Raw genomic sequence first — 12270 nt, forward strand, 5'->3', positions numbered from 1 at the left:
CGTCCATCTTGGGGGCGGCGGCTTTCAGCTATATCTATCTCGGACATGACTTTTAGAGTAACTACTACTTTTCGACTTACATCTAGCGGTAGAGTGGTGATGTTCCGCAGAACACCATCAATGCGATAGCGGACTCGCAAGCCTTCTGGCATTGGTTCTAAATGGATGTCACTAGCTCGGTTGCGTAAGGCACCAGAAATAATAGTTTTTACTCGCCCGATTTGGTCAGCTGCTTTAGAAAGACAGAGTTCTGTAGTTTCAGTAATATTTTCTGGTTCGGCTTCTCCAGTGAGGGGATTGATTAGAGACGTGGCGCTGATGCTGTTAGCGTTGAAAGTTTGGGTGACATACCAAGCGCGATAGCTTTTCTCTGTAATCGGAATAATCTTGATATCGGTGAGGGTACGAGCGTTCAGCTTCTGAACATCCTCTTCTTTTAGAGCCATTGGACTACCCAAGTAGTAGCAGTTGCTCCACAGTAAGAGCGGAATGATAGGAGGCAACCTATCGAAGTTGCGAACCTGACGGAAGAAACGCTCGCTCACTTCTGAATCAAGCAATTCTAAATGTAGATTCCCTTTCTCATCTACCAATAGTCTAATAGCATCTTCACAGATGATATTTCGCTTTTTAAGCCGTTGCCAGGGGGATAAAATTGTCTCAAGGCTTTGCATAAAACTATTTGGTAAAAGATAAAATTAGGGCGAAAAATAGACGCTATCCAGTTGGAAAATTAAACTCCTACGCTCACTGTAGGAAGCGTAGGAGTTTAGGTTCTAGGGCTTCATTAAGCGGATATAACGCTGAGGATTAGTTACTGAATACTTGATAGTTCGATGCAATGTACCATCCCCAGCAGAAATCCCATCATTATCTAAATCACCATCAAAATCTTCTCCCCAATGTGATTCTGAAAGATAAACGTACCCTCCTTCAACTTTCTCAACTACAGCAACATGGTTTCGACCATTGAGATACCATTGAGCAACATCACCAAATTGAGGTGTTTCTCCAGAACCTAAATTTCTGGCTCCATTACGTAAAACGGAACCCCACTGGTTGGCATTAGGAAACCCAGACATGATGTCACCCGGGTTAAAACCTAACTCTTTTAGACGACCATAAGCGTACCAGACACAGTTACCTTCTATACCAAAATGGTTAGTACCTAAAAGTGAAGAACCATAGCCATAATAGGCATAGCCATTTCCCTGTGTTCCATAAAATTGAGGACGATCTTTGAAATACTGAACTCCTTGCTGTATAAGGATTGGATTACTTCCTGGAGGAGATGTCGCTGCGCTGCTTCGCCACCGTTGATTGGGATTATTACTATCGCAAGTCCATAAATGAACTTTGCCGCCATTGTCTCGTGTTGGGGTATCTACACAGAGAGGTGTACCAGTTCTTTTAATCAACTTCCGACCATCACCAACATCAATTAAATCCCAGTTTTGATCGGGATCGTCAGCATTGCAGTTCCAAACATTTATTTCTGAGCCATTCGCCGGGTTGTAGGCATTTAAACACATCCCCGTAGAACCATGTTTCAAAAGAGAACCGCCTTTATTCCCTTGGAATATATCAAATTGCTGATCGGGATCATTATCATTAGGATTTCGTTCCCAGATTGCCATCCTAGGCTGACCGTTAATACGTCTGAAATTCGTATTTGTGTTTAGAGCTACGTTATCTATAGAAAAGATTTCTATAGCTTGTGCTGCTGATGCACTGATAACTAAAGATGAAACAGCCGCGGCTCCTACTGCAAATTTTAGCCAAAATCTATTCAACATGATTCAGTGACTCCTTTACATTTATTCTTTGTGTGAAAATGCGAAAATTAGTGAAGTTTTATTCCCTTTATAAATGGGAATTACTTTGAGGATTGAGCGATTTACTTGAAGATGGAATTTTCCAGCCAAATTGCAAAGCTATTTGAGCAGGTAAGCAAACAATGTTTCCTGTACTTTCTCGACAAATGCTTTTATTTAACCAGTAGGGAGTTTCCCATTTGTCCCAATTTAAAACCGAGAGAACAGGTAACTGGCTATTGGGTGTTGGGATTGAGTGTGGAATACTTGATGGGATTGGTTCGTCGTAACCGCCTGCTTGCGCTTTTGATATCAAAACAGAGAAAAGGAACAGTTTGCAGAAGACTAATGAACATGAAGTCATGAAAAAAAAATATTTTTTTTCATGCTTTCGGTTTTGGTACATGGCAGGTTTCCTTTATAATTGAGTGATTTATCAACCATCAAAACCACAGCAACCTGAGTCCAGCTATGCTGCTGGACTGTACAGTTGTCAGCTCTTGATGCTAAGAAAAAAGATTAGTTCTGCTGTCTGAAAAGTTGAAAGTCGCTAAGCTCTAAGCAATGACCTACAAGGTTGACTTAACTCATGCTTTTTATTGTCTTTCTGAGAGAAAAGTTTGTCAGTCCGGTTAGAGTCGGGAGCTTAACGCCTAAATTGGCCGGAAAAAGACGGGTTTAGCTGGGTTAGTCGGGAAAAGATGAGAAGCCTAGATAAACGAAAAAAGAAAACCTCACCTCTATCTAAGGTATGAATATTGAAACCGAATTAGACCGTGTCGACGCATTTGTCTTTGCAAAGACTGGAAAACACTTAATAAACAGCAAGTTGCAAAGAGGTATACTGCGAGGGGCGTGGCAAGGCCAGCCCTACGAGAAAATTGCCGAATCTTGCCCGTGTAATCTGAGTCATGCCAAAGAAGTTGGCTCAAAGATGTGGAAGCTAATCTCAAATGCGTTAGCGCAACCAGTTAATAAAGACAGTTTTAAGGAAAGGCTGGAGCAGGCATGGAGAGCAGAGGAGCGTGGAGAAATCTCAAGCTCTGAAATTTCAGTTGCTGATATGCTTCAGCAGTCACCCCTAGACCCTATTTTTGTAGGGCGCAAACGTCAAGTTGCTAACCCAAGCAAAATTTGGGGAGAAGCGCCTGATATATCTGTTTTTTTTGGGCGCAAAGATGAACTGACTACTTTAGTGCAATGGATAGTCAAAGATCGCTGCCGACTGGTAGCAATCTCAGGCATGGGGGGAATTGGTAAAAGTTCATTGGCACGAAAGCTAGCTGATAAGATTCAGGATGAGTTTGAGTACCTTATCTGGCGATCCCTCAAATACGCTCCATCGGTTAATGAGATTTTGCCTGACTCGATCCAATTTCTCTCCCACCAGCAAAAAACTGAGGCTGATTTACCAGAAAAAGTAAGTGGTAGAGTCTTGGGACTGATTGAGTGTTTACAAAAACATCGGTGTCTGCTAATACTGGATAGCGCGGAGTTCATTTTGCAAGAGGGCGAACGGGCGGGGCGGTATCGCAAGGAATATGAGGAGTATGGTGAACTACTTACACGAGTGGGAGAAACGAATCATCAGAGTTGCTTGGTATTGATCGGTTGGGAGCAACCAGTAGAAATTGAACGATTAGTGCGGGAGAAGCTACCTATTCGTTCTTTACTGCTCAAAGGTTTGCAGGAAGAAGCCGCAAAGGAAATCTTAAAAGCGAAAGATTTAGCCGAACCAGATCAATGGGGAGGGTTGATTAAACGCTACGGAAATAATCCATTAGCATTAGAGCTAGTTTCTACGACTATAAAAGAATTTTTCTTAGGTAGAGTTTCGGAATTCTTAAGGCAGAATTCTATATTTTTTAATAATGATTTAAGTGAATTATTGGAGCAGCAGTTTTATCGCTTAACAGAATTAGAAAAAGAAATAATATATACGCTAGCAAGTGAGTGTAAGCCAATCTCACTAATACAATTGCAACAGAATATTTTCTCACCCGTATCACTCTCTAACCTAGTAGCAGCGATTGAATCCTTGAAAAGGCGTTCCTTAATTGAAAAAGCTGAGGTACATGAAGTCTTTTTTACGCTACAAACAGTGGTAATGAATTATATTCAAAAGCAATTAATAGCAGAGTTTTTTCAAGATATACGTCAATTGATGCAAAATAAAAGCATTGAAACAACGAATTTTGTTATAAAATATGATTTTACTAAAGAACCAAAAAACAACATTATTAATACGGTAAAACTTCAGCTTTTAAGAAACTATAAAGGTTTAGCTATTTGTCAGAAAATAAATGAAGTTCTGTCCAATTTGAGAGAAAAATCTAGCAGAGAACTTGGATATGCGGAGAAAAATTTGGAAAATCTACTTGTAGAAATTGAATCGAATTTAAACAAGCCGTAATTTTACTTAAATTTCTTAATCTTGGCATTAATTATCACACAGTTGCTAAGCTTAAAGCCGTAGCTGTAACGTGATTCCCATCTTTGGGTGCTGTGATTGATTATGACATACTGCATCAACCCTGGATGCCCGGGGGAGCGCCAAAACCCTGATGAACGATTGGATTGCCAAAACTGTGGTACTCCATTACAAATCCAGGATCGGTATCGGCTAGTTCGACCGCTACGCGAACTGAGCCAAATATATCCTACGGACATATTTGAAGTAGAAGATTGCCACTGTGAATTAGATGATCCGCTAAGGCGAAAAGTCCTGAAGGTTTTGAAATCCACTAATCCTGAATGGGGCCGTCTACTGACAGAAGAAGCACGGGTCTTGATTGCTCTGAGTCTTCAGAAGTATGGGGGGATTCCCCAAGTAGAGCCAGATGGATATTTCTCCATTGAGATCGCCAAGCCCCGCCGGACATTACAATGCTTGGTAATGGAGTTCAGCGAGGGACAGGACTTAGATCAGTGGCTGATCTGTCGCGGAAATCAACCGATCCCTGAGGAGAGGGCACGGGACTGGCTGCGACAAATTGTAGCGACTTTGGAGCAGGTGCATAACCTAAATCTTGTGCATAGGGATATTAAACCCTCCAACATCATGCTCAGGCATGGGCAATTGGTGTTGATTGACTTTGGCATAGTCAGAGTTGAGGGGCGAGGGCTGACAAGGGTGGGCACACCGGAATACATGGCACCAGAGCAAGCTCAAGGTCGCCCAGCTGTTCCGCCATCCGATTTCTATGCTTTAGGACGTACCTTTGTCCATTTACTGACAGGCAGGCCACCTATTGATTTTCAAGATCCTCAAACGGGTCAGTTGATTTGGCAAGACAGTGCGCCGAAAATCTCGCCACAGTTGAAACAGTTGATTGATGACATGATGGCTCCCTTGCCAGAAAGGCGACCTCAAAGCGCACAAAACATCTTGCAGCGCTTAGCAAAACTTCCACCAATTGGGCAAGTGTTTGGTGATCAAAGTGAGCGCGCTCACCACCGTATTCTTCAATGGATTTACAAACTACTTCTCCTATCGCTTTTAGCGTTAATATCAACCTTAGCACCAAACCGTGGAACTGCTTGGAGATGGATACAATCTGTTTTGCATCCAATTCCACCTAACCACTGGAAAATTGAATATTTTAATAATCCTATGGCAGAAGGTACGCCTGTTTCTCCACCAATAAATTTAGGACGCTGTGATCAATCTATCAATGAACAGTGGGGGTTTAAGTCGCCTTCGAAGACACATAAAGATAATTTCTCAGCTCGAATAACAACATCTAAATGTTATTTAGCACCGGGTCTCCATTTGATTAAAGTTAAAGCTGATGATGGAATAAGAGTGAAAATTGGTGAACAAATTGTAATTAATCAGTTTACAAACGAACAAGGGTGTAAAGAGCCAGAGAATCATTATCACGCCAACTACTTTCGCTCGGAAGGTAAAGAATACCAGATTACAGTTGAATATTGTGAGAGAACTGGTGATTCTAAGTTCCACGTTGAAATTAAGGAACACAAAGTATTAGAAGAAAGTCTAAATCTCTTTAATGAATGGAAAGCAACTTTTTATTTTTGGAATCAAAATGAGTTTTTAGAGGATAAACCACCAAAGGATTTTTATAAACAAGATGTTAATAAAATTGGTGTTTTAAATCTTGGCTCTAACCAACGTAGCGACAGCAAAAAAGGCATCCAACAAGATTGGAAAGCCGGTTCTACCAAGGGGCATGAACACCTTGCTACTGATTTCTTTGCAATACGTGGCTACACCAAAGCCTATTTTAAGGCAGGTAAGAAATACCGCGCAGTGCTAAACCGAGCTGATGATGGACTCCAGCTTCAGGCTCATTACCCACAAACAAACCAGTGGGTTGACATCACACAGAATGAGTGGCAGTCAGATAAACCCAATGTGTTCCCTTTTGAAGTACCCCATACTGGTACGTATGATTTATACTTCCTCTACTATGAACGCGAGGGTCATGCCTCAATCAATTTTTTATGGGAGGAAATCACGCCTTAATGCTCTGCTGAGGTTCTAAAAGATTGCTATCTCTAGCATTACAGCGATATGGAACATGAAAACATTGAACCCAAGGCTTGTACTAAACTACCCAGCGGGAAACAAAATGTACAAATTTTCTAAAGGGATAAATTAGGAAAATTAACTAAAATATATAGCCGAATTAATTGCTATAAGCTGATGGGAATTAAACAAATCTCAAGCCGAAATAAAGCCTAAACTCGTTCTATAAGCGATAAACATACTCTTATTGGAGTTCAAGCACTCAATGAACTGTAAGACATCGTTGTACAAACTGCCTCTAAGGCTTTAATAAAATATTCAAAGGTTTATTTGCCCACCTGCATCTTAACCCACCGTTTAAGCTGTGCTACAAGATGGAACTATAAGCAACTTTATACAATAAGGAAGTGCTTCATCTGGCTGCGGAGAGTCTCTAACTTTATATTCATGAAGCCCCAATTATCCCTTCGCTTTCCGATACAAAACTTTTACGCGAGTCCGTCAAAAACAGGTTTTTACTATTCCCTTGGCTGTGGCTGTTGAGATATCAACATTAGTAATAAAATAATCAATATCACGCTTTTTGCTTTAGGGTTGAGGCATTCATGACGATAGCCATTCTTCTTTTCCCTTCCAGTCGTGATAGTGCGACATCGATTGTTGCCACCCACACAGTTCTGATTTTCCTATTCTTGAGTTGGATCGGGGTAAAAGCTTCACTAGGCAATAATTTAGCTAAATGGTCTAACCAAATTTCATCTTAGCTTCTTCCCTCATGCTCAATTATTACGGGGCGATTTTTAGCCAGTTCTCCTAAATACTTTAGTTTCCTTTTTTCCAGTTCCAGCAAAAAAGTTGTGTTATTTCCTCGCGCCAGCATCAATCAGCACAATCCCAGGTCGATATCCTCGCTCTTTACTTCAGTCAATTAAATCTAAAGATAATTCTGGCTTTCTTTTGAATTGTGTAATTTTTTTCTTTAGGTAGAGAACTGGCATATTGATATAACTCTATATCTAATAGCAAGCTTTTTGAGCCATCAATAAAGATGAGTGGTTACTACCACTATCCCGTTATGCCTTTTCCCGATTTCTCCAATGTACTGCCGTTCTACTCCCGCTGTGAAATTGCTACTCTTCCTATGCCCTAAGTCATCAACAATTAGGGTAAATTCCAGACTGATTTTAGGAGAGAAAAGACTGATTCATCACTACAAGTGACGCTCATTCATCGATTGGGTATCCCCAAGGTTTCTGTCAAAAAGCAAATGCGCCGCCTCGGAGGGAACCTCCGAATGGTATACCAAAGGTGCAATCTGTGGTACGTCAGTCCTACAGCGTTATCCGCCATTTGAGATAGTTTTTTTCGTTTGTTTTTCCCGTAATAGTCCTCCTATATAGTTTCTAAACTCCCTTTTTTGAGCTTGTTGGCTGAACATATCATCACAGCGTTTACACCATCTATCGAAGCAAGGGGACATGGTGGATGAGCTGTCTTTTTCATCCCTTAAACTTCAAAGTGAAATGTTTGCTGTGCAACTATTATACTCTTATTACTTTTTGCCCTTCGTTTAAGTACCGCTAGTTTTTTTCCTTCCTCAGAAATATCTAATGAAAAAAACGCAGTTATTTGTGTTAGTTTAAAAGTTTTAAAACTATATTTAGTATTGTTTATGCTCATCTAAAATTCATAACAAATTCGATTCTATTGCCATCATATCTAGACTTATTAATTAGAAAAAACTCAAATCCACAAACGCTATCGGAAAACTTTATATAGTTTATTTTATTGTCTAGATAGTCCATATCTGTAAAGCTACTAACAATAAGTTTTTTATCCTCTATTGCAAGTGCGCCAGTAGAACAGAGATATGCTTTATAATAAACCGTTGCGCTAGAATTAGGATTGGTCAAATTAACGTAGAAACCATCTACTCTTTTGAAACTTTCAGGCTGTCTGTAAACGTTGCCGGGGCGACGACCTAGACGAGGAAAAAAGCAGTCCATTGATGTTACCCAGCAAGATCCTGGTTTCTTAGGTTCAGGCCAGCATAAACCTGACGAATCCATACAAAATGCTTTCTTTACGATAGTGAAGTAAGTAGGTATGGCTATAGCAGAGAGGATTCCCGCTAGGCAAAGAGCAACCAAAAGTTCAATCAAGGTAAAACCTTGCTCACTATCTTTCTTCGCAGAACGCTGTGTGTGTTTTAATCTGCTCTTAATTCGATTTAGTGGTTGAAGCATGATGATGATAACATCTGCAAAATGTAAGTAAGGTACTTCGGTAGGCTTATGAGCTTTATGGTTTTAGAAAGGCTTGTAGCCTCATCAAGCAAAAGTAGGCGAGATAAGGATTTATATCCCTTGGTTGTCATTTTGACGCTTACCTAATAAAACTCATTCGCCTCTACTTGGTTATCAGTCTTAATTAGGAACTTTTTCACAATATACCTGCTTTTTTACAAAAGTTTATGCCAATACCTTCCAGGAGTTACGCAGTTGAGAAAAAAGGGTGGGTACGGTAAAAGAGAAATCTGAATCCAGCCAAGGTCAGCGAGTCTGATTACATCAACTTTCTGATAGCCACTCAGAAGGCATACAGTTGTACCGAAGCAGAGCGAGTGCAGCCAGCTTCCGACCGTGTGCCCCGTGTGCCTGCTCATGATGCCATTACCCGCTTACTGCATCGCCTAAAACCCTCAACTAGCCATCTGTGGCAGGAAGCGCAACCGCAAGTGAGCTTAGACACGGGAATTCTTGTAGTTGATGACTCAACGCTCGACAAGTTCTATGCCGAGAAGATGGAACTGGTCACACGGAACTGGTCAGGTAAGCATGGATGGGTGGTCCAAGGTATCAATCTGATAACGCTGCTATGGACAGAAGGAGACCGTCACATCCCACTTGACTATCGATTTTATGAGAAAGCCATCGATGGTGCAACGAAAAACGACCGTTTATAAGACAAGTTTCTGGAGTTAAGACAACGCGCCTCAAATTGGGTTTTACCGTGTCTCATAACTCGTCTTTTTATCTATGTCTCGTGAGACAATTAATAAATGAGTTATGAAACATTTTTAATGATTATTGAGTATTGCAGAGTTTCATCCAACGACCAAACATTGAATTTACAAAAGGATGCCTTAAAAAAAGCTGGATGCGAAAAGATTTTTAGCGATACTGTTTCCGGTGCGAAGGAATCTAGACCAGGGTTAGATCAATGTCTCGACCAGCTCCGCAAGAGCGATACTTTGGTTGTCTGGCGGCTGGATCGACTGGGGCGTTCTCTCAAACATTTGCTGACACTGGTTGAAGACTTTAGCTCTAGAGGGATTGGGTTTGTCAGCCTGACCGAAGCAATTGACACGACCACGAGCGGCGGCAAGTTAGTCTTTAGCATCTTTGGCGCGATCGCTGAATTTGAAAGACAGATTATCCGAGAACGTAGCCATGCCGGACTCGCCGCTGCCAGAGCTAGGGGTCGGAAAGGTGGCAGGAAAGAAAAACACTCTGACAAGAAAATTCTCACCGCGATCAAGTTAGCTGATGACAGCCCCGAAACAATTGAAGAAATTTGTCGCTCCCTCGGCATCTCGAAAGCCACATATTATAGGCGTCGAATGAATCTCAAGGGAAGGTAGATTAGATAAACAAAATTGCTACAGCTCTAGCTAAGTTTCTACAGCAAACGCTTCCGGGTCAACGTCCCAGTTTACCCAGCGAATCGCCTCTCTAGCAGAGGTGAGGGTGGGTGGAACGCGCAGGACGTGAAGGTGGTTCGTGCTGGGACAGGTCATTTTCAGCAGATGGATGGGTTCGACATCAACGTCTGCATCAATTTTGAGCAGGGTATATTCGCGCCAGGTATCGATTGTTTGCGTTGCCAACTCCTGACAAATGCGATCGCAGCCAATCTGCTGAATCAACACTCGCCGGACTTCCGCATTGGGTTCTGTCAGCAGCCATTCGGCTTGCCACTGGCTCAGGTGCGTCCAATAGCGACGAGGAAGCTTAACATGAAAACAATAAACCGTCAGTTCTGGATTGGGATGGTTGGCTAACAGCGATAAATCTTGAATGAAATTGTCACTCAAATCGAGATTTGTCAAGGAATGCAGTTGCCCGATTTCTGCTGGTAGGGATGCGAACTGGTTGCCACTCAGATCGAGATATGTCAAGGAATGCAGTCGCCCGATTTCTGCTGGTAGGGATGCGAACTGGTTAAAATTCAGAAAGAGATTTCTCAAGGAATGCAGTTGGCAAGTTTCTGCTGGTAGGGATGCGAACTGGTTGTCACTCAAATCTAGCTCTCTCAAGGAATGCAATTGCCCAATTTCTGCTGGTAGAGATGCGAACTGGTTGCGATTCAAATTTAGATATGTCAAGGAGGAATGCAATTGCCCAATTTCTACTGGTAGAGATGTGAGCTGATTGCCGTTCAGATAGAGATATGTCAAAGAATACAGTTGCCCAATTTCTGCTGGCAGGGATGTCAGTTGGTTGTAGCTCAGATGGAGATGTGTCAAAGAATGCAGTTGGCAAATTTCTGCTGGTAGGGATGCAAGCTGGTTGTTTTCCAGATTGAGATATGTCAAAGAATGCAATTGCCCAATTTCTGCTGGCAGGGATGTCAGTTGGTTGTAGCTCAGATGGAGATGTGTCAAAGAATGCAGTTGGCAAATTTCTGCTGGTAGGGATGCCAGTTGGTTGTTCCACAGATCGAGATTCGTCAAGGAATGCAGTTGCCCTATCTCTGATGGCAGAGATGTGAGCTGTTTGTATATCAGACAAAGTTCTGTTTCATCTACGGAATTTAGAATTAGCTGTCGAACTTCTTCCATCTGCGACATAGTTTCATCCATAGCCTGAGCGGCGTTGGGTAGGCTCAATTGGGTCGCATATAACTGAAGCTGCGCCAATACTTCAGCAATTTGTGTCTCTATACACCGATCCCCGGCTTAATTCTAGCTACGTCTTTACGCGATCGCTTCTCTAAAAAATCTTATGATTACAACTCTCTTCAGCTAAAAATTGCTGCATCTCGGCTGACTCTTGTTGAGCGCGTCTCGCAAAAGAAGCGTCGCATATCCGATACGGGTGAAGTTTAAACTGCTGGGGGTTAACTGACAGACACAACTGTGACGAACTCTGCAAAACATTGTCATAGAAAGCTTTAACCTTAAAAAATCCGGTAGTGGTAGTGGTATAGAAGTAGTGATAAATCCACTTTCACCCCCTACTGTACAAGGATTTGAGCATTGAATATCACTACCTGTTTACCACTACCCAGTTTTTGGACTTTACTAATCGTCTTGAGAAAGCTGTCTGTGCCTTTAAAAGCTTTGTACTGGGTTTCGATTGGAACTAAGACGTGTGTTGAAGCAACCAGGGCAATTAGGCTTAGCAGCCCCAAACTGGGTGGGCAATCAATCAAGATAAAATCATATTTCTTTCTGACTGGAGCTAACACCTGTTTGAGTTTGAGTTCTCGCTGAAGAGCGAACATCAGTTCCTGCTCGCAGTCAGCTAATAGGATATTACTTGGTGTTAAGTCTAAACCTCCCTCTAACCCCTCTTCTATTGGCAACGGTTCATCTTTAGATAAGGCGCTATGAATGGTTTTGTCTCGTTCTGCTGGTTCCAAACCCATAAACATTGTTAGGGAGGCTTGAGGGTCAAGGTCAACCAGCAGTACCCGATTCCCTCTATCGGCTAAATGAAAGCCGATGTTATGAGTTAGGGTTGTTTTGGCTACTCCACCTGCCTGGTTAAAACTTGAAATTATTTTAGTCACTTGGCACCTCCACACTTTTAGCCTACAGCATTCAATTCTCCTGCCATCTCAGAAAACTTAGGATTACAATCGCTCAGTTTTTCCTGAACACGAAATCAAAAGTACCAGTTTGCTTCAAGCGTTTGCGCTGGCAGAATGCTGAGGTAGCGATCGCCTATTGCCAAGCCT

At 41.9% G+C, this 12270-nt stretch carries 10 protein-coding genes and 1 pseudogene; 4 read left to right on the plus strand and 7 right to left on the minus strand.

Annotated elements, in window-relative coordinates; genetic code table 11:
* The 3 genes from NDI44_RS24305 to NDI44_RS24315 form a co-directional block, all read right to left on the minus strand.
* Positions 1-674, minus strand: a 674-nt coding sequence (locus tag NDI44_RS24305; protein WP_190414180.1) for an ATPase, T2SS/T4P/T4SS family, incomplete at its 3' end; no start/stop codon positions are given.
* Between the two features lie 102 nt (positions 675-776).
* A complete protein-coding gene (locus tag NDI44_RS24310; RefSeq protein ID WP_190414182.1) occupies positions 777-1796 on the minus strand; it encodes a ricin-type beta-trefoil lectin domain protein in 1020 nt (339 codons plus the stop codon).
* 67 nt (positions 1797-1863) lie between these two features.
* Positions 1864-2220, minus strand: a complete 357-nt coding sequence (locus NDI44_RS24315; RefSeq protein ID WP_190414184.1) for a hypothetical protein — start codon at positions 2218-2220, stop codon at positions 1864-1866.
* Between the two features lie 345 nt (positions 2221-2565).
* Between NDI44_RS24315 and NDI44_RS24320 the strand changes: the two genes are divergently transcribed.
* Positions 2566-4227: an NB-ARC domain-containing protein gene (locus tag NDI44_RS24320; protein ID WP_190414186.1), complete on the plus strand. Its 1662-nt coding sequence runs from the start codon at positions 2566-2568 to the stop codon at positions 4225-4227.
* 321 nt (positions 4228-4548) lie between these two features.
* Positions 4549-6303: a protein kinase gene (locus tag NDI44_RS24325; protein WP_190414188.1), complete on the plus strand. Its 1755-nt coding sequence runs from the start codon at positions 4549-4551 to the stop codon at positions 6301-6303.
* A 198-nt stretch (positions 6304-6501) separates the two neighbouring features.
* Here the strand turns inward: NDI44_RS24325 and NDI44_RS24330 are convergent.
* Positions 6502-7786, minus strand: a pseudogene (locus NDI44_RS24330) (IS701 family transposase).
* Positions 7787-7982: 196 nt separating this feature from the next.
* Positions 7983-8552 (minus strand): prepilin-type N-terminal cleavage/methylation domain-containing protein, encoded by a 570-nt coding sequence (locus tag NDI44_RS24335; RefSeq protein WP_190414190.1) that lies wholly within the window; start codon positions 8550-8552, stop codon positions 7983-7985.
* Positions 8553-8887: 335 nt separating this feature from the next.
* Here NDI44_RS24335 and NDI44_RS24340 point away from each other — a divergent pair, with 335 nt between their 5' ends.
* Both NDI44_RS24340 and NDI44_RS24345 read left to right on the plus strand, forming a co-directional pair.
* Positions 8888-9271, plus strand: coding sequence for a transposase (locus tag NDI44_RS24340; protein WP_339380733.1), 384 nt, complete (start codon positions 8888-8890; stop codon positions 9269-9271).
* Positions 9272-9388: 117 nt separating this feature from the next.
* Positions 9389-9949, plus strand: a complete 561-nt coding sequence (locus tag NDI44_RS24345) for a recombinase family protein (RefSeq protein ID WP_190414253.1) — start codon at positions 9389-9391, stop codon at positions 9947-9949.
* Between the two features lie 30 nt (positions 9950-9979).
* On the opposite strand, the gene NDI44_RS24350 is transcribed toward NDI44_RS24345, so the two are convergent.
* Positions 9980-11170, minus strand: coding sequence for a leucine-rich repeat domain-containing protein (locus NDI44_RS24350; protein WP_339380732.1), 1191 nt, complete (start codon positions 11168-11170; stop codon positions 9980-9982).
* A gap of 374 nt (positions 11171-11544) precedes the next feature.
* Positions 11545-12102, minus strand: coding sequence for an AAA family ATPase (locus tag NDI44_RS24355; RefSeq protein ID WP_190414194.1), 558 nt, complete (start codon positions 12100-12102; stop codon positions 11545-11547).
* Positions 12103-12270: the final 168 nt, after the last annotated feature.

This window comes from Trichocoleus sp. DQ-A3, from assembly GCF_039961975.1.
Taxonomy (GTDB): Bacteria; Cyanobacteriota; Cyanobacteriia; order Cyanobacteriales; family FACHB-T130; genus FACHB-T130.

Excerpts from the sequence above, each read along its gene's own strand:
- NDI44_RS24310 (WP_190414182.1), bottom strand. The coding sequence starts at position 1,796 with ATGTTGAATAGATTTTGGCTAAAATTTGCAGTAGGAGCCGCGGCTGTT.
- NDI44_RS24315 (WP_190414184.1), bottom strand. The coding sequence starts at position 2,220 with ATGTACCAAAACCGAAAGCATGAAAAAAAATATTTTTTTTTCATGACT.
- NDI44_RS24320 (WP_190414186.1), top strand. The coding sequence starts at position 2,566 with ATGAATATTGAAACCGAATTAGACCGTGTCGACGCATTTGTCTTTGCA.
- NDI44_RS24335 (WP_190414190.1), bottom strand. The coding sequence starts at position 8,552 with ATGCTTCAACCACTAAATCGAATTAAGAGCAGATTAAAACACACACAG.
- NDI44_RS24345 (WP_190414253.1), top strand. The coding sequence starts at position 9,389 with ATGATTATTGAGTATTGCAGAGTTTCATCCAACGACCAAACATTGAAT.
- NDI44_RS24350 (WP_339380732.1), bottom strand. The coding sequence starts at position 11,170 with ATGGATGAAACTATGTCGCAGATGGAAGAAGTTCGACAGCTAATTCTA.